16 protein-coding genes are annotated in these 18,080 nt (G+C 41.7%); 11 read left to right on the top strand and 5 right to left on the bottom strand.

Annotated elements, in window-relative coordinates; all coding sequences use genetic code 11:
- Both EL244_RS15165 and EL244_RS15160 read left to right on the top strand, forming a co-directional pair.
- On the top strand, positions 1-777 hold the full coding sequence (locus EL244_RS15165; RefSeq protein ID WP_112837372.1) for a hypothetical protein: 777 nt from the start codon (positions 1-3) through the stop codon (positions 775-777).
- A gap of 52 nt (positions 778-829) precedes the next feature.
- A complete protein-coding gene (locus EL244_RS15160) occupies positions 830-2,023 on the top strand; it encodes an MFS transporter (RefSeq protein WP_126461975.1) in 1,194 nt (397 codons plus the stop codon).
- A 35-nt stretch (positions 2,024-2,058) separates the two neighbouring features.
- On the opposite strand, the gene EL244_RS15155 is transcribed toward EL244_RS15160, so the two are convergent.
- The 5 genes from EL244_RS15155 to frdA form a co-directional block, all read right to left on the bottom strand.
- Positions 2,059-2,643 (bottom strand): TetR/AcrR family transcriptional regulator, encoded by a 585-nt coding sequence (locus tag EL244_RS15155; protein WP_126461972.1) that lies wholly within the window; start codon positions 2,641-2,643, stop codon positions 2,059-2,061.
- A 160-nt stretch (positions 2,644-2,803) separates the two neighbouring features.
- A complete protein-coding gene (frdD, locus tag EL244_RS15150) occupies positions 2,804-3,157 on the bottom strand; it encodes a fumarate reductase subunit FrdD (RefSeq protein WP_006814323.1) in 354 nt (117 codons plus the stop codon).
- Between the two features lie 15 nt (positions 3,158-3,172).
- Complete coding sequence (gene frdC / locus EL244_RS15145; protein WP_006814322.1) at positions 3,173-3,568, bottom strand: fumarate reductase subunit FrdC; 396 nt, start codon at positions 3,566-3,568, stop codon at positions 3,173-3,175.
- A 14-nt stretch (positions 3,569-3,582) separates the two neighbouring features.
- Complete coding sequence (locus EL244_RS15140) at positions 3,583-4,317, bottom strand: succinate dehydrogenase/fumarate reductase iron-sulfur subunit (RefSeq protein WP_006814321.1); 735 nt, start codon at positions 4,315-4,317, stop codon at positions 3,583-3,585.
- On the bottom strand, positions 4,310-6,106 hold the full coding sequence (frdA, locus tag EL244_RS15135; protein ID WP_006814320.1) for a fumarate reductase (quinol) flavoprotein subunit: 1,797 nt from the start codon (positions 6,104-6,106) through the stop codon (positions 4,310-4,312). Before frdA ends, EL244_RS15140 begins: the two co-directional genes overlap by 8 nt.
- Positions 6,107-6,890: 784 nt before the next feature.
- Here frdA and epmA point away from each other — a divergent pair.
- From epmA to EL244_RS15090, 9 genes are all read left to right on the top strand, one after another.
- Complete coding sequence (gene epmA / locus EL244_RS15130) at positions 6,891-7,868, top strand: elongation factor P--(R)-beta-lysine ligase (protein ID WP_126461969.1); 978 nt, start codon at positions 6,891-6,893, stop codon at positions 7,866-7,868.
- A gap of 279 nt (positions 7,869-8,147) precedes the next feature.
- Positions 8,148-10,874, top strand: coding sequence for a DUF2345 domain-containing protein (locus EL244_RS15125; RefSeq protein WP_126461966.1), 2,727 nt, complete (start codon positions 8,148-8,150; stop codon positions 10,872-10,874).
- Positions 10,875-10,876: 2 nt separating this feature from the next.
- Positions 10,877-12,667: a phospholipase D-like domain-containing protein gene (locus EL244_RS15120; protein WP_126461961.1), complete on the top strand. Its 1,791-nt coding sequence runs from the start codon at positions 10,877-10,879 to the stop codon at positions 12,665-12,667.
- A gap of 2 nt (positions 12,668-12,669) precedes the next feature.
- Entirely contained in the window at positions 12,670-13,611 is a 942-nt protein-coding gene (locus EL244_RS15115; RefSeq protein ID WP_230084801.1) for an SEL1-like repeat protein, read from the top strand.
- 5 nt (positions 13,612-13,616) lie between these two features.
- The gene (locus EL244_RS15110) at positions 13,617-14,621 is read left to right on the top strand and encodes an SEL1-like repeat protein (RefSeq protein WP_126461958.1); all 1,005 of its coding nucleotides are present in this window, start codon (positions 13,617-13,619) and stop codon (positions 14,619-14,621) included.
- A gap of 5 nt (positions 14,622-14,626) precedes the next feature.
- Positions 14,627-15,631 carry an SEL1-like repeat protein gene (locus EL244_RS15105; RefSeq protein ID WP_126461955.1) on the top strand — a complete coding sequence of 335 codons (1,005 nt, stop codon included), beginning with the start codon at positions 14,627-14,629 and terminating at the stop codon, positions 15,629-15,631.
- A gap of 5 nt (positions 15,632-15,636) precedes the next feature.
- Positions 15,637-16,638, top strand: coding sequence for an SEL1-like repeat protein (locus EL244_RS15100; protein ID WP_126461952.1), 1,002 nt, complete (start codon positions 15,637-15,639; stop codon positions 16,636-16,638).
- Positions 16,639-16,650: 12 nt separating this feature from the next.
- Complete coding sequence (locus tag EL244_RS15095; protein ID WP_006814313.1) at positions 16,651-16,914, top strand: PAAR domain-containing protein; 264 nt, start codon at positions 16,651-16,653, stop codon at positions 16,912-16,914.
- Entirely contained in the window at positions 16,914-18,035 is a 1,122-nt protein-coding gene (locus EL244_RS15090; RefSeq protein ID WP_230084807.1) for a hypothetical protein, read from the top strand. Before EL244_RS15095 ends, EL244_RS15090 begins: the two co-directional genes overlap by 1 nt.
- Positions 18,036-18,080: the final 45 nt, after the last annotated feature.

The following is an 18,080-nucleotide window of genomic DNA, read 5'->3' as shown; positions in this document are numbered from 1 at the left end:
ATGAATATTGAAAGTGATTTTTTGGAGAAATCATGTAATGGATTAAGAAATATATTTTCTAGTCAGTTTAATTGGGATGATATGGATTTATCCTTCAGTAGGGTTGATTTGTCAGAGAGGAAAATATTCACCATATCAAGTAATTATGAGTGGGTTTTAATCTATTGGAGCGATGATCTCGACCTTTTAATCAGTGAGCGGCTATCATCGGGAATTCAATATTGGGATAATTACTCTAAGGCATATACAGATACTTTAGTAAAAGTAGATAAGAAAAAAATTAAAGTTGATCTCTGTACGAAATATGGGAATGTTTTTGAATTAGCATCAATTAATTCGAAAAGTAAATTATCGATAAAGGAAATTAATGCAATATATAAATATAGGGCTATTGTTTCAGACTATGCACAAAGTATTTGGCAGAAAGATGATGATTCTTTTTTACCACAAAGAGAAAATATTATTTTATCAACCGGGGGGAATGGTTCCAAAAATGAAGTAGATAATGATTTACTCGACATACATCAATATATGCGTTTCGGTAACATTCGTTTTACACGTAAAGAAATGATCACTATTCGTTTATTACTTTCCCACTGTAAGGTAAAAGAAATTAGTTATATTCAAGGCTGTGCGGAAGCAAATGAGCATAAGCGCATTCAGCGTATTAAAGAAAAATTAAATTGCCCACATGTTTCCTCAAGTGGATTATTTACGGTTCTTAAAGATCATGGAATTACATTAGCCTGTTTAGAAATGCTAGTGAGTTATCCTTAATTTTTTCATGAATATGTATTAAGGATAAAAATCTTACAACAAGGATGACACAATGAAATGGAAATATCGATTTGGTGCAGCTGCAGGAAATGCGCTGGAATATTATGATATTGCAGTATTTGCAGCAATATCTGTTTACCTGAGTGCCGAACTGGAGAAACTAGGTTATTCCCAATCAACATTAATGGTATGGGGTATTTTTGCATTACGTTTTTTAATTCGACCTATTGGTGGTGTAGTTATAGGGCGTTATGCCGATACTGCGGGGAAAAAGGCAGCATTAGTCCTAACAAGTTCAATCACGGGGATCGCGACATTATGTATGGCATTGTTGCCGATTCAATTACTAGGAGTCTATACGCCCCTTGCTATTCTAATTTTTCAGCTTGCTCTATCCTTTAGTTTTGGGGGGGAATATCCATCCTTGGTAACGTATTTATTCTCTGATGTGCAAGAAGATGAGCGAGCTAAAATTGCTGCGTTGATTTCTGGAAGCATAGTTGTAGGTGTTATTATTTCTACAGGATTAGTGTTTTTTTTACAGCAAGTTCTTGATAAAGAAACAATGCATAGCATTGGTTGGCGGATCCCTCTATTGGTAGGCTTGTTCAATATAGGAATGAGTTTTTGGTTTAGAACGAAGCTACCAGAAAAACGGGCAAACAGACCAGTAAAGCGAGCGTTTAATTGGCTAGGCATTATTTACTTATTCTTGTTAACAGCGCCTGCTTCAGTTGCTTTTTATTCACAAAACTTGTCTGGTTCAGTTATTGTGAGGCATTTGAAGCATGATGTATTAAAGGATATTTTTCCTCTAATATCTTCTGGGCTTTTGTTAGCACTGATTATTTTAAGTTGTTGGTGGACAACAAAATATAGCTCGCCATTGAGAATATACCGGATTGGAGTCGCTGCACTAGTGCTATTAGCAGCCCCGGTTTATTTTACGCTTCAGCTTGATAACCTAATGTTAGTTTGCTTTGCACAGCTCTCGATTGCAGGGTGTTCTTCAATGATATTGGCAAATTTACCTGCTGTACTTGCGAGAGTTGTTCATGGTAATACCGCAATGTTAGGTGCTGGCTATAATGGAGCTTCTGTATGTATTGGGGGAGTAACACCGCTGGTCATTACTTATTTGAGTGATTTTCACTTAGGGTATGCTGGATGTTTTATTGCATTGTGCGGCGCATTATTCTTCCTGACCCGTTGGTTACCCAAATCAAAAGAATTAGAGTTTAATTAAATGATTAACCCCGTAGCGAATCTGCGGGGTATTTCTTATTTACTAAGTAATTTTAAGAAGCAGTTATAAAGCAGCTTATTCAAAGTATCTTGGTTATATTCATGTGAAGTTGCTAGGTTATCCACCGCTGCATGCATTGAATGATAAATCATTGTGGCGATAAGTTCAGGTGGTGATGCCTGCCACTCTTGTTGTTGCTCACCAAGGGCTAATATCTGCTTAATTTGCTCTATGGCTCGCCGTTCATGGTTATTTGTATGCCCATGATATTCATCGTGAAATAGCATATCGTGGAGCGATTGTTTTTCAACATAGTATTTAACGCTGTTTTCGCACCATGATTTTAACTGTGAAGACGCTGATTGATACTGTGAAAGCGCCTCCGCAATATGCCCTAAATACCAATCCATATAACGCGTTCGTAGCGCATCCATTATTTCGTTTTTAGATTGAAAATAATGATAAAAAGTCCCTTTTGCCACATCAGCTGCTGCGACAATATCACTCACCGTTGTCGCCACAAAACCTTTCGACAGAAATAGTTGCTCAGCTGCATTCATTAGCTCATTCAAACGCTCTTCAGCAGGCTTAGTTCTTGGTTTCTTCGGTTGAGTGTCCATCTTGGTTATCTCTTAGCATTATTTCAGCGAATAGCCGCATCATAGCATTCAATAAAGTAATTCTAAATGTAGGGAACAATATTCTGAAGATAAAAAAATACCCCAGCACTCAATGAGTTGATGGGGTATTTATTCGTAACTTATATTATCGACTTAATGATTACAGAGTGAATACACCGATAATCGCGATAACACTAATGATTGCAGAGCTGCCGTAGAACACCCATTTTGTTGCAGGAACATGCACTTTAAAATCGTGCAGGGTGTGGTGGATACGGTGCATACCACACCATACAGGCAAAATAATCATCAGTAATAAGAAAATACGACCGATAAAGCTTTGGCTAAATGCCATAATGCGCTCATAGCTCAGCATTTCTGGTGCAACACCTAATGGGATTAAAATACCCAGTAAGATGATGACTGCAGGGCCAATAACGGCGCTCCACATACCACCTGCACCAAATAATCCCCAGAAAATCGGCTCATCGGAACGTTTAGGCGTTAGATTCATCAGATTCTCCTTCGATTAAAATAGTAATGCGATTGCTAAAATAGCCGCAGTGACGACGATAGTCAGAGCCCAGAAGCCTTTAACGATAGGCTCATCTGGCATTTTATTATCTTTCACAATAATAGAGACAGCTTTCGGTGCTAACTTAAACCATGTTGTGGTGTGTAGCAGTGTGGCAGCCAATGTCACTAAGTTAATGATCAGAATGATTGGATTACTTAAGAATCCAACAAAGCCAGCCCATGATTCTGGACCACTTTTCAGAGCAAAGACTCCGTACAGGACTAAAATACTAAACCAGACCTGAAGAACGGAAGTGCTTTCGCGCATGATGTAAAAACGGTAAAAACCGAGTTTTTGCCACCAGTCGCCTTTCATTTCCCGTACATAGGGTTTACGTTTTGTTGTCATGACTTCAATTCTCCTTATCGTGGCTTCAGCATGGCGATAACAAAGTCTTGCGCGCTGGCAACTTTACCTTGCTGGATAGCGGCCGCAGGGTCGACATGCTTAGGACAGACTTCAGAGCAGTAGCCTACAAACGTACAGCTCCAAACACCGTTGTCACCATTTAACAGTGGCATACGCTCTTTTGCACCGTGGTCACGGTTATCGAGGTTGTAGCGCTCTGCTAATGTGATAGCCGCAGGGCCTAAGAACTCAGGGTTCAGACCAAATTGCGGGCAAGCTGCATAGCACAGACCGCAGTTAATACAGCCAGAGAACTGGTGATATTTCGCCATCTGAGCAGGAGTTTGCTTATTCGGACCTTCAGACAGTTTACGATCATTACCAATAATATACGGTTTGATCGCTTCTAAACGTTCGATAAAGCTAGTCATATCAACAACAAGGTCGCGCTCGATAGGGAAGTTACCCAGTGGCTCAACTTTCATTCCTTGTGGGTATTCACGGAGGAATGTTTTACAAGCCAGCTTCGGTACATTATCAACCATCATGCCGCAAGAACCACAGATAGCCATACGGCAAGACCAGCGATAAGACAGATCCGGCGCTAAGTTATCTTTGATATAACCCAATGCATCTAACAAAGACGTTTGCGCATCGTAAGGGACATCATAAGTCACTAAATGGGGCTCACTATCCGTTTCTGGATTGAAGCGCATGATCTCCATTTTTAAGTGTTGCATCTCACCCATTAGCCTGCTCCTTATTCGCCTTGTCTTGAGCTGCCCCTTCAGCACCATACACACGTTTCGCTGGTTGTGATTTAGTAATTTTCACATCAGAATACTCAAGGCGTGGTGCGCCTTCTGGATTATAGAATGCCAGCGTGTGTTTCAGGAAGTTTACATCATCACGTTCAGTGCAACCTTCGTCGAGACGTTGGTGAGCACCGCGGGACTCTTTACGATTAATCGCAGAGTGAGCCATACATTCCGCGACGTCTAAGCCGAAGCCCAGCTCGATGGTGTACAGTAAGTCAGTATTGAATACGCTGCTATGGTCAGTGATTTCGACTTTCTTGAAACGCTCTTTCAGTTCTGCAATCTTATCAACTGTTTTTTGCATCAATTCAGGGGTACGGTAGATACCGCAACCTTCTTCCATTGATAACCCTAATTCATCACGAATTTTCGCCCAGCTCTCATTACCTTTTTGGTTTAAGAGTTTATGTAGGTCGTTGTCAATATCACGAGTACGAGCTTCGATAGCACTTGCATTTGCTGGAGTTGCTTCCGCTGCATGACGTGCAGCTTCTTCACCGGCTAAGCGACCGAATACCACTAATTCTGCGAGTGAGTTAGAGCCTAAACGGTTTGCACCATGTAAACCAACAGACGAACATTCACCCACAGCAAATAGACCTTTAATGCGAGTTTCTGTACGTTGGTCGGTTTCGATACCGCCCATGGTGTAGTGCGCTGTTGGACGAACTGGAATTGGCTCGTTAACAGGGTCAACACCGACGTAAGCTTTTGCTAATTCACAAATGAATGGTAGGCGTTCATGTAGTTTTTCAGCACCGAGGTGACGCAGATCCAGATACACAACATCACCACGAGGAGTGCTGATAGTGCGACCTGCACGCCATTCGTGCCAGAATGCTTGAGAAACTTTGTCACGAGGACCCAGTTCCATATATTTATTTTCTGGTTTGCCCAGTGGGGTTTCTGGACCCATTCCGTAATCTTGCAGATAGCGGTAACCATCTTTATTGACAAGAATACCACCTTCACCACGGCAACCTTCAGTCATCAGGATACCTGAACCTGGCAGACCTGTTGGGTGATACTGAACGAATTCCATATCACGTAGTGGTACGCCATGGCGAAGTGCCATACCCATACCATCACCTGTTACGATACCGCCGTTGGTGTTATAACGATACACACGACCCGCACCACCAGTAGCCATAACGATAGCATTTGCACGGATTTGTACTTTAGTACCTTCCATCATGTTCAGAGCAACTAAACCACGAGCTTGACCTTCATCGACAATAATATCGAGAACGAAATGCTCATCGAAACGTTGGATCTGAGGATATTTCAATGATGTCTGGAACAAGGTGTGCAGCATATGGAAGCCGGTTTTATCCGCGGCAAACCATGTACGCTCAATTTTCATCCCACCGAAACGGCGAACGTTAACTGAACCATCTGGTTTACGGCTCCACGGGCAGCCCCATTGTTCTAGTTGGGTCATTTCTGTTGGGCAGTGCTCGACGAAATAATCGACGACATCTTGCTCACACAGCCAGTCACCACCAGAAACAGTATCATTGAAATGATAGTCAAAGGAGTCATGGGCTTGAGTAACTGCGGCTGATCCTCCCTCTGCTGCCACGGTATGGCTACGCATTGGGTAAACTTTTGAGATCAGAGCAATCTTGATATTGGGATTTGCTTCAGCAGCAGCAATTGCTGCTCGTAAGCCTGCGCCCCCGGCCCCGATAATCGCTAAATCGGCATTGAAGGTTTGCACTGCGCTTCTCCATTGTTCAAGTGTAAATTAGTAAATTAATAAATTCTTTTAAATACTTTTAGTGCTTAGCTATCTCAATTCCAGCTTGCCTTTAGGCTAAACTGCAAAAAATCTTTTTCTAATCGTAGATATATAATAGCTAATAACGACTTATTATGTTGGTAATTATAGCGAATAGTGTCTGGGATAAATTTGATATAGAAAGGTGTTTTGGGTGATATTACCTACAAAATGTGATCTGCGTCTTCTTTTTGTAAATTGTTTCTCTCTCTAAGACGTTTAGAGAGGAAATGGAAATAATAAAAAGAAATATCAAATAATTATCATTAATCTTACACGAATTCCTAGCATGAAAAACCAACTAAAATCGTCGGGTTTAACCTGTTTGTAGTCGATAATAGGGTGCTTTTGGGGAAAATTCTAAATTCATATCGAATAGAAAATTGCGAATGAGTTCACTATTTAAAAAACGGTTTAACTTTTTTACTGAGAAATCATTTTTTAAATGTGCCAAGTAAGTAACGGGGGATTGTTTTTTTTAACAATCACATCACAAGTTATAAGAAAAAATCATGTTTTTGTTTTTTTTAATCAATTGTTAAAAGTTGATGGGAAAGCTTTTTGCCTAATCGTATAAAGCAGGAGATAATCCCTCCATCTTTCTCACCTTACTTCGCTATTATCTATCGGTACTCAAATAGAGCGTTTTATCCACAATATTCCATTGTGTGTTGGGTATGAGGTGAGTACACTGCACGACTATGTTTATTTTGGAGTCATTTTAATGAGTGAAGTAGCGAATTGGCAGCCAACTGCCCCCATCGCTAACCTGTTACAGCGCGCAAAAATTATTGCGGAAATCAGACGCTTTTTTGCTGATCGCTGTGTACTTGAGGTAGATACACCCGCCATGAGTCAGGCAACCGTGACTGACATTCATCTTGTTCCATTTGAAACTCGCTTTGTGGGACCCGGCGCTGCTCAGGGCATTAACTTATATTTAATGACCAGCCCTGAATACCATATGAAGAGATTACTGGCAGCGGGGAGCGGTCCTATCTATCAAATGTCCCGCAGTTTCCGTAATGAAGAAGCTGGAAGACACCATAATCCTGAATTTACAATGCTAGAATGGTATCGTCCTCATTTTGATATGTACCGTTTAATCAATGAAGTGGATGACCTTCTACAGCAAGTTCTCGAATGTGACAGTGCTGAATTATTATCCTATCAGCAAGCTTTCTTACGCCATTTGAATATTGATCCGTTATCAGCAGAAAAAAATGAACTGAGAGACGTGGCCGCACGCTTAGATTTAAGCAATATTGCGGATCAAGAAGAGGATCGTGATACGTTATTGCAGTTGCTATTTACGATGGGCGTTGAACCTCATATAGGTAAAGATAAGCCAGCAGTGGTCTACCATTTCCCTGCGACTCAAGCATCATTAGCCGTTATTAGTACTGAAGACCATCGTGTCGCAGAACGCTTTGAAGTCTATTATAAAGGTATGGAACTGGCGAATGGCTTCCACGAGTTGACGGATGTACATGAACAGCGCCAGCGTTTTGAACAAGATAATCGTAAGCGTGCAGCGATGGGATTACCTATCCAGCCGATTGATGAGCATCTACTTGCCGCTCTTGAACATGGTCTTCCTGACTGTTCTGGTGTCGCAGTAGGGGTTGACCGTTTAATGATGCTAGCGCTCAATGCCGAACGGATCAGTGATGTAATTGCGTTCCCTGTGACGATTGCATAGTTACTAATTAAAATTGTTATTGAAAATAAATGCACCCCAAAAGTTGAATATCAACAGACTAAGGTGCATTTTTATTGTTTGCATCGCCTACCTCAAATTGATTAGATTGCTTCAGATAATTCTTCTATATATCCCATTAGTAAGAATTATGATTGCTTTTAGTTTCATTTGCTGCTTTTCTGTCTCTACTTAAGTTAAATGCATTGAATTTGCATTGGTGACCTTCTGTCTTGATCTCTGTTGCGGGTTACCACGAAACTCATAGAGAAGGAATACAGAATGAGCTTGCTGGATGCTGCACAACGGTCACTTCAATCCCACAATCGCTATCAACTGGCTATTCAAGACTGCCAGACGCCATTAGATGTTGAGTCGTTCATTGGACGAGAAGCCATTAGTGAGACTTATCGTTACCAGATTACCTTTACGTCCCCAGACAAAAACCTGCAAGCCCAACGGCTTCTTCGTCGCAGCACTCACTTTACCTTTTCATCACCCACTATTCCATTGGTCGATTTAAGCTCACTGAATGAACCGCAAAAACGGGTACATGGTGTGATCACGCATTTTAAGCGGTTGTCCGGTTCAGTGGATGAAGCCCAGTACCAAATTGTCATTGAACCCTTTGTTTCGTTGCTTCGCCATCAACTGCGTTCCCACCGTTTCTTCTTAAACAAATCGGTGCCGGAAGTCATTGACCTCATTCTACGTGAGCATGACATGAAAGGCTGGGAGTTTGAGTTTCATTTGCAGCGCCAATACCCCAAGCGAGAGCAAATTAACCAAATCAATGAAAGCGACTGGCAATTTATAGAGCGTTTACTCAGTGAAGTGGGAATTTTCTATTCCTTTAGTCTTCAAGCTGACACGAAGACTGAGGTTATTCATTTTGGCGATAGCCAACGCGCTTACGTGTATGACCTGCAATTACCGCTGAATAGCCCATCAGGCATGAATGACAATGGCGTGGAGAGTGTGTGGGGATTATCACTGCGCCACCAAGTGGTCGAGCGCAGTGTCACCGCCAAAGATTATAATCACCGCCAAGCGATGCTAACCCTGCAATCCATTGAGACGGACATGACTCGAGGTGAAGGTGAGAATATCAACTATGGTGACGTTTACCACTACAAACCCCGCCACCTTGAGCGCGGTGAAAAATACCAACCCGAAACAGAAACGGCGCATTTTTGGTCACGACTTGACCATGAACGCTTTCTCGCACGTCAAACGGTACTGCGAGGAAAAAGTAATTCCCCTCGCCTGACGCCATTAATGGTTTTCAAAATCATCGACAGCCAATTGCCGTCCACGTTGCCTACGGATTTTCAATCGGAAATCTTAATCACGCGATTGCGTTTTTCAGGCAGTCGCAGCAGCGCGTTAGTGATTCAGTTTGATGCGGCGCCGTACACCGAAGCCTTGTGTTGGCGCCCGATCCTTAAGCCACGTCCGGTGATTGCAGGCACGTTAACGGCACGGATTACCAGTGTTAAAACCAACGATATCTACGCCCATCAAGATGAGCATGGCTTTTATTGGGTCAAATTTGATGCAGACCGTGATGAAAAACCGACGGGCTATGAAAGTATGCCCGTGCGGCTGGCGAAACCCTATGCGGGAGATACCTACGGAATACACTTCCCCTTAATCCAAGGGACAGAGGTTGCTATTGCTTTCCATGAAGGCGACCCGGATAGACCGTATATCGCCCATGCCTTGCATGACTCCCATCGCACAGACCACATCACGGATAAAAATAATACCCGCAACGTCATTCGTACCCCTGCTAATAATAAGCTTCGCATGGAAGATAAGCGCGGGGAAGAGCACATCAAGCTCAGCACCGAATACGGCGGTAAATCCCAACTCAATTTAGGGCATTTGGTCAATCAGGGACGTGAAAAACGCGGTGACGGCTTTGAACTGCGCACCGACAGTTGGGGGGCAATACGAGCAGGTAAAGGGCTGTTTATCAGTACAGACTTACGCACCAAAGCATCCTCCGAGCAACTGGATATGCGCGAAGCCAAGCAGCAATTGGATGATGCATTAAACTTAGTGAGCTCACTACGGGAAGCCGCTGACGTTGCAAAAGCTGAACTGGCGGATTTAAACGCCCAACAAACGCTACTTTCCCAATCGATTTATGAACTGCAACAAGCGGCATTGTTACTCAGCGCCCCTGCGGGTATTGCGTTAACCTCCCCCAAAACGGTACAGGCGAACAGCGGTGAAAACATTACCCTGACGGCAAATAAACAGGCCGATATTTCTGTGGGCAGAAAGATTACCTTAGCCGCAGGTCAAGCGATTAGCTTGTTTGCTCATACTCTGGGGATTAAAGCTTTTGCGGCAAAAGGCAAGGTGGAAATTCAAGCGCAAAGTGATGAAATGCATCTCACGTCACTCAAAGACATGACCGTCACCAGTACCGGCGGTAAAACTATCGTCGCCGCTAAAGACGAGTTATTGCTGACCTGTGGTGGTGCCTATATTCGCTTAAAAGGCGGGCAGATAGAGTATGGCAGCCCCAATAACCAAACGGTCAAAACGACTAACTGGGTCGTCGAAGGCGCTGCATCGATGGATGTGACCCATCCGCAATTTCCGCAATCAATGCCAAAACAAATCTTACGTTTTCAACTGAGTTCGTCACCGCAAAGCCCGATGAAAGGTCGTGCGTTTGAGCCGTATACTTTATATGGTAATGGAGCGCTATTAGCGAAAGGATTCACCGATGAAAATGGAAATATTCAGATTGAACATGATACGTCGATAGAAAAATATCGAGTAGAGTTATTGGACGGTGAAAAATTCACCATCAATCTTTTAAAAGCAGACTCAGAAAATACTCAAGAAGATGAGGCTTCAAGGGAAGGATTTCGTGCTCTCAAACCAATGCCGGGCATGGAAGGCAAAAAACTTTCAGGTATGACACATAGAGATATTTTCAAAAAATTATTGATGAGTGAATCACTGAAAGATAACCAAGAGGAAAAATAGTCATGAGCGATGCAACGGAACAAACCATCAATCTCGTGTTAGGGGAAAATGACAGTGCAATACTGACACCTCAATGGTTTATCAGTGGTAAATATGCACCTATTGCGGCAGGTTTTGCACCTTTAATTAATGGTGAACGTGCTTTTGCCACGATTGCTAAGGCTATTGAGCAGGCACAAAAAAGTATAGATATCATCACATGGGGATTTCAAGCATCCATGTATTTCACTCGGGGAAGTAAAGACGAGGCTAAAAGGGTGGGGGACTTACTTGTTGAAGCAGCTAATCGCGGGGTTAAGGTTCGTGTATTAGTCTGGTATACATTAGGAGGAGATAGTCAAGATCCCAATTTCCCGGGATGGAAAGCTAGGCCTAAAAATTTTGGTTATGGTAATTATGCAGTTTATACTCCTGATGTTTATAGTGCTTCCGGTAACCAGTTACCATACCAAACAGCTGAAGATTATGAATATGATTGTCAATGGCATTGGGAAGTTTCACTTCAAAAAAGAGGCAAGGGAAATATACTTGTTAGACACCGAGAATTAAATTGGACGAATGATGTTCAAGAAGCGACAGAACGACAAGCTAGCCATCATGTAAAAGAATATGGTGATATTGGTTATATACAAGGACGGCTACTCGCTTTATACCCAACCCACCACCAAAAAGTGATCTTAGTTGATTATGAAATACCAGATGATGCTGTCGGGTTTGTCATGGGACACAACTCTCTTTCCACCTATTGGGATAAAGATTCCCACTCTGAACGCCAGTTTTCAGCACTTATTGGGCGAGATGCTGATACAGCATGGCAAGATAATTCCTCGTGTGTTTGTGGTGCTGTCTTAACGCATATTAATCACAACTTTGTCGAAGCGTGGGAAAAAAATGTTGGGGAAGATGCTGAATTGAGGCAACGAGCATCCCTTACCGAGGAAGATCATCAATTCACCCAACAGAGGATGGATAAAATTAATAATAGATTGATTAATTCAATCACTGTAGGCGGGATGATCCCATTAAAAAAAGTCATGGCTCAAATTTGTCGTACTCAACCTCAGTATAATGAATTTGATGTTTTACGCTTATATAAGCATACGTTAGTAAGGGCAAGGAAATATATTTATATTGAAAACCAATATTTTCGTTATCCTCCTTTTGTCAAGCTATTACAAGAAGCGGTCAATGAGCGAGTTAAAGAAGGCTATGATATAGAACAAAATCCACTCTATCTCTTTGTTGTCACTAATAGCTCTAATGATGCAGCGATACATTCCGGAAGTTATCAAACGTATAAAATGATTGAAGCGTTACAACGCCCAGATATGGTGCCAAATTATCATCGTAAAGAGCATAAATTGGGTGATGAGGAATCAATAACCGCAGGTTCAATTCCTGGAATAAAATCGCATATTTGCACATTGGTTTCACCTGATTCAACTACACCGCATTGGAAATCTGTTTATGTTCATAGCAAAGTGCTGATGATTGATGACACCTTTATGACATTGGGGTCTAGTAATGTGAATTTACGCAGTATGTTATTTGACAGCGAATTTAATATCGCCATTCAAGATACTGATGTGACAAATATTATACCGCCTATCCGACAGCATTTATGGAAAATGCATACAAAACGGGCTAGTGATGATTTTAAAAAAGAATTTAAACATTGGAAAGAAATCATTAAAAGAAATAAAGAGCTTAGAAATAGTGAAATACCAACCACACCTTCTGCATCGTTAATTGAGTTTTTTGATGGAAATAAAAAATGGGATAACAAGGACTAGTTATGGAATTTAAAAAAATACTTTTAAGTTTAATGGTGATTTTTTTTCCATTGTTGGCAGGATGTGAACAAAAGGAAGTAAATAAAATGAATGATACCTTAAAAAATTTTCAATTTACCTGTGTACAAGAAAAAGACAGTTTTCCACCATTAGATCCCGAAGCTGATGCTTGGTTTAAAGAAGCACGTCGCTTAGAAATTAAAAAAGGTCCTAAAGATTTTGGTCATATTGCTACATTGTATCGTCAAGCGGCTGAAAAAAAACATTACAAAGCTATAGGTAACTTACAGAATATGATAGCAACAGGTCAAGCTGAACCTATGATAGGTAAAAAACGCTCTGAAGAGGTGATTGATTTAGTTGAGCAACTGATACAAATGGATATTCCCTTTGGTCATTACATTATGGGGACTTATCTCCAAAGAGGTTTCGGAGTAAAACAAGACTCAGATGCAGCGATGCGTTATTTTTTAAAAGCCGCAATAATGGGGAATCCAGAAGGACAACTTGCCATTTCGGAGCAATTCCTTAATGCGAGAACTCCGTTGTATCGTTTGGACTTAGGCAGAAAACTACTCGATTGTGCGGCTAAACAAGGTAATACAGACGCAGCTTATTCTCTTGCGATGAATTATGAAGTTCGTGATAAAAATTATAGACAGGCACTGAAATACTATCAATTAGCTATCCGATATGGTAGCGATCAATCAGCGTATAAGTTATCTGAAAGTTTTAACACATCAGACCCTAAGAATGAAATATACTATATGGAACAACATGTTGATCCTGAAAGGGTTCGTCGTTATAAATTGATAGAAAAAGAGCTTTCACTTAATCCTAGAGCCAAATTCCCCGATATCGATATAATCGTTCCACTTCCCCCTGCCGAGCTCCCTGAATGGGATGGCACGTTTGAATATAAAAAACAGGCAGAGGGGCAATAACCAAGATGAATCGTTCCTTTTTATTTCATCATCAATACGTCACTCGTCGCATATTTAAATGCGGTGCATTGATTTGTAGCATATTGATGCTGAGCGCTTGCAATCCGATGGATAAAAAGGAAGCGCCGCCGATTCAAAAAACAGAACCCGACTTAGCTTTCACTTGTGTGTATGAAAAAGACACCTTGCCCCCCGTTGATCCAGAAGCCGACATTTGGTTTAAACAAGCCCGTGAACTTGAAAAGGTCAATAAATCTCAACGGGATTATGCTCAAATTGGGGAACTCTATCGTAAAGCCGCGGAGCTGAATCACCCCAAGGCCATGCTTAACTTAAGCAACTTAATCAGTTATGGCAAGGTTCCACCGATTGAGGGAAAAGGCCCCGCCCAAGAGGTATGGGATATTATCCAAAAAATGGCGAAATTGAACATTAGCTATGGTTATTACCAAATGGGACACTATCTCGATACGGGCTATGGAGTCGTCGCTGACCGTACTAAAGCTTTAGCTTATTTTCGTCAAGCTGCGGATTTAGGCAGTCCCGAGGCACAAAATGTGGTTGGTGACATTCTGATATCTATGCGTTTATCCGATAAAGATAATCCTGCTTATCGTCCTGAAATTGGGAAAAAAATGCTTGAATGTTCCGCTAAGCAAGGAAATGGAGAAGCTGCGTATAATTTAGCGTTTTACATACATACAGTTGAGAGAGATTTTAATAGAGCTTTAAAGTACTATCAGATATCCACTCAAAATGGATACTGGATGGGAGCATCTATATTAAGCCAGTCATTTGCTCCTAGCACAACTCAAAAAGACTATTATTACCTAGCAGTTAAACTTGATCCAGAACGCTCAGCCCGCTATGCGGCTATAGTCAAAGAAATCGATGCCTCTGATGAAACAGCCAAATTCCCCGATATCGATAAAATCGTTCCTCTCCCACCTGCCGAGCTCCCCGAATGGGATGGTACGTTTGAATATAAAAAACAGGCAGAGGGGCAATAATCAAGATGAATCTCTCCTTTTCATCTCATCATCAATCCGTTGCTCGTCGCATATTTAAATGCGGTGCATTGATTTGTAGTATGTTGATGCTGAGCGCTTGCAATCCGATGGATAAAAAGGAAGAGCCGCCGGCTCAAAAAACCGAACCGGATTTAACTTTTACCTGTGTGTATGAAAAAGACACGCTACCTCCCGTTGATCCTGAAGCCGACATTTGGTTTAAACAAGCCCGTGAACTTGAAAAGGTCAATAAATCTCAACGGGATTATGCTCAAATTGGTGCACTCTACCGTAAAGCCGCCGAGCGAAATCATTCTAAAGCCATGCTGAACTTAAGTAACTTAATCAGTTATGGCAAAGTCCCCCCAATTGAAGGTAAAGGCTCAGCCCAAGACGTGTGGGATATTATTCAAAAAATGGCGAAATTGAACATCAGCTACGGTTATTACCAAATGGGGCACTATCTCGACACGGGCTATGGAGTTATTGCAGACCGCACCAAGGCCTTAGCTTATTTTCGTCAAGCGGCGGATTTAGGTAGCCCTGAAGCACAGTATATAATTGGAGATATTTTTATCTCACAGCGTTTATCTGATAGAGATAACCCAGCGTATCGACCTGAAATAGGAAAAAGTATGTTGGATTGTGCAGGTAAACAAGGCAATGGAGAGGCCGCATACCGATTAGCAAGTTATTTAAAATACGTAAGTAAGGATTTTGATGGTGCTTTAAAATATTATCAATTATCAACAAAAAATGGGTATCGACATGCTGCGTCAACTTTAACTGAGGCTTTCAACCCAAAAACTATACCAGAAAATTATGGTTATCTTAGTGTAAAACCTGATCCAGAACGCTCAGCTCGCTATGAAGTAATAGTCAAAGAAATCGACGCTTCTGATGAAACAGCCAAATTCCCCGATATTGATAAAATCGTTCCGCTCCCACCTGCCGAGCTCCCCGAATGGGATGGTACGTTTGAATATAAAAAACAGGCAGAGGGGCAATAATCAAGATGAATCTCTCCTTTTCATCTCATCATCAATCCGTTGCTCGTCGCATATTTAAATGCGGTGCATTGATTTGTAGTATGTTGATGCTGAGCGCTTGCAATCCGATGGATAAAAAGGAAGAGCCGCCGGCTCAAAAAACCGAACCGGATTTAACGTTCACCTGTGTGTATGAAAAAGACACGCTACCGCCCGTTGATTCAGAAGCCGATATTTGGTTTAAACAAGCCCGTGAACTTGAAAAGGTCAATAAATCTCAACGCGATTATGTCAGAATTGGTGAGCTTTACCGAAAAGCCGCAGAGCGTAATCACCCCAAAGCCATGCTTAACTTAAGTAACTTAATCAGTTATGGAAAAGTCCCTCCGGTTGAAGGTAAAGGTCCAGCACAAGAAGTGTGGGATATTATCCGAAAAATGGCTAAATTAAACATCAGTTATGGTTATTACCAAATGGGGCACTATCTCGACACGGGCTATGGAGTCGTAGCTGATCGTACTAAAGCTTTAGCTTACTTTCGTCAAGCTGCTGATTTAGGCAGTCCTGAGGCACAGAATATAATTGGAGATATATTAACCTCTAAGCGTTTATCAGACAGCGATAACCCAGCTTATCGCCCTGAAATTGGGAAAAAAATGTTAGATTGTTCAGCAAATCAAGGTAATGGGGAAGCCGCATATCGTCTGGCAAATTACTTATGGAATGTTGAAGAAGATACTGGTGGAACATTAAAATACTATCAACTATCTACAAAAAATGGGTATAGAGCCGCAGCATCAACATTTGAAGGTGCATTCAAGCCAAATGTAAAAGAAAATTCCTATTATTATTTGCCTGTAAAACCTGATTCTGAACGTTCTCTCCGTTATGAAGCTATTGCTGATGAGATTAGAAATAATCCCGAGGCGCGCTTTCCTGATATCGATAAAATCGTTCCACTTCCCCCTGCCGAACTCCCTGAATGGGATGGCATGTTTGAGTATAAAAAACAGGCAGATAACCAATAAAAGGATTTTAACATGCGCGCACTTGTTCGTTTAGGTGACAAAACCACTCATGGCGGCGAAGTGATCACGGCTTCTGGCTCTGTGATGTACGGCAAACCGATAGCTTTAGTGGGAGACAAAGTGAATTGTCCGAAAAAAGGTCATGGAGTTAATGCGATTTTACCTGGTTCAACGCGCATTTTAATATCCGGTCGTCAGGCGGCACTGAATGGTTTTCAAACCGAATGTGGCTGTACCCTTATTGCAAGCCTGTCATCGTCGGGTGAACAATCATGATGAGCTGGAAAACTCCCTCTTTAGAGCATCCACCTAAGCCTAAATTACCTCGCTTGATGCTTTGGTTGTTCTTGGTCGTGATTATTGGTGTTATCGGATTTGGCATAGGCATTTATTTATCTTCAATTGAGGTATTGTCTAGTGAAGTCAGTAATAATCAAATAATCGCTTTATTTGGTGTTCTTCCAGTGGTTGTTATGCTGTTTATTCGTCTATTGGTTTATTCGATAACGTCATATGACCATCGGCAGTTTACCAATATGTTAGATGATGCCCGTCAAGAATGGCATTATTGGGCTGGCAAGCACATTGGGATACTAACGGATACCCGGTTAACTCAAGTCGATGAAGAGAATCAAGAGGGGGTTTCTTTATCTTCATTGCCACCTAATAAAGACAATATATTGCAATTAAGCGCCTTCAAATCACTTTCTTTATGGGAGAAACAAGAAATGGCGGTGCGAAAGTTACTTGCCCCCATTGCCGAATATTACCATCAACATGCCCTCACTCAGCCGATTACCCTATATTGGCAAACAGAAGAAAACGAGGCTGATTGGCCAGCACTCATTCAGCAGGAAGCCATGCGCTTATCATTAGAGCTTGAATCCGTTGAAACATTGGCATATGACTCATTAAGTGAATGGTTGTTAGCACTGTATGAAAATTCATTTGAACCCAAGTTATACGCTATTTTAGCGTTTCAATTAGACTCAACGGCGAGTGAAGAAGCAGCTAGTCTATTACTTGCACCTCAAGGATTCTACGAGCGTTTACGAACGCCTATCAAAGCGAAACTTCTGCGCCCTATATCCACGGATATAGAGTCATTCCCTGACGCATTGAAAACACAGAGTGAATTCCAGTATTCGGGTGAACAATTAGATGGAATTTGGCACAGTGGCGTAGAGGATAACGATAAAGGAAAGTGTATCGAAAACTATGCCCGACAGAATGTGCCTCATTTATCAGAACGCCTTTATGACATTGATACACTTTTAGGCAAAGGCGGTATTGCGCGTCATGTGGTGGCTTTGTCTCTGGTGTGTGAATATTCCCATTGCGGTCTTATTGTTCATCAAAATGGGACGCAACTTTTATTGCAGCAAATTCAGGCTTAAAGGCTAATTGAAAGCATTAGATTTTACTTGCCACTCGAGTGTTCT

It is taken from the genome of Providencia rustigianii (assembly GCF_900637755.1).
Lineage (GTDB): Bacteria > Pseudomonadota > Gammaproteobacteria > Enterobacterales > Enterobacteriaceae > Providencia > Providencia rustigianii.
The sequence above is the reverse complement of the archived record's forward strand: the minus strand, read 5'-3'. Positions and strand labels throughout refer to the sequence as shown.

Bases quoted from the DNA above. Each gene is read 5' to 3' on its own strand.
- EL244_RS15165 (WP_112837372.1), top strand. From the start codon at position 1: ATGAATATTGAAAGTGATTTTTTGGAGAAATCATGTAATGGATTAAGA.
- EL244_RS15160 (WP_126461975.1), top strand. From the start codon at position 830: ATGAAATGGAAATATCGATTTGGTGCAGCTGCAGGAAATGCGCTGGAA.
- EL244_RS15155 (WP_126461972.1), bottom strand. From the start codon at position 2,643: ATGGACACTCAACCGAAGAAACCAAGAACTAAGCCTGCTGAAGAGCGT.
- frdD (WP_006814323.1), bottom strand. From the start codon at position 3,157: ATGAATCTAACGCCTAAACGTTCCGATGAGCCGATTTTCTGGGGATTA.
- frdC (WP_006814322.1), bottom strand. From the start codon at position 3,568: ATGACAACAAAACGTAAACCCTATGTACGGGAAATGAAAGGCGACTGG.
- EL244_RS15140 (WP_006814321.1), bottom strand. From the start codon at position 4,317: ATGGGTGAGATGCAACACTTAAAAATGGAGATCATGCGCTTCAATCCA.
- epmA (WP_126461969.1), top strand. From the start codon at position 6,891: ATGAGTGAAGTAGCGAATTGGCAGCCAACTGCCCCCATCGCTAACCTG.
- EL244_RS15125 (WP_126461966.1), top strand. From the start codon at position 8,148: ATGAGCTTGCTGGATGCTGCACAACGGTCACTTCAATCCCACAATCGC.
- EL244_RS15120 (WP_126461961.1), top strand. From the start codon at position 10,877: ATGAGCGATGCAACGGAACAAACCATCAATCTCGTGTTAGGGGAAAAT.
- EL244_RS15115 (WP_230084801.1), top strand. From the start codon at position 12,670: ATGGAATTTAAAAAAATACTTTTAAGTTTAATGGTGATTTTTTTTCCA.
- EL244_RS15110 (WP_126461958.1), top strand. From the start codon at position 13,617: ATGAATCGTTCCTTTTTATTTCATCATCAATACGTCACTCGTCGCATA.
- EL244_RS15105 (WP_126461955.1), top strand. From the start codon at position 14,627: ATGAATCTCTCCTTTTCATCTCATCATCAATCCGTTGCTCGTCGCATA.
- EL244_RS15100 (WP_126461952.1), top strand. From the start codon at position 15,637: ATGAATCTCTCCTTTTCATCTCATCATCAATCCGTTGCTCGTCGCATA.
- EL244_RS15095 (WP_006814313.1), top strand. From the start codon at position 16,651: ATGCGCGCACTTGTTCGTTTAGGTGACAAAACCACTCATGGCGGCGAA.
- EL244_RS15090 (WP_230084807.1), top strand. From the start codon at position 16,914: ATGAGCTGGAAAACTCCCTCTTTAGAGCATCCACCTAAGCCTAAATTA.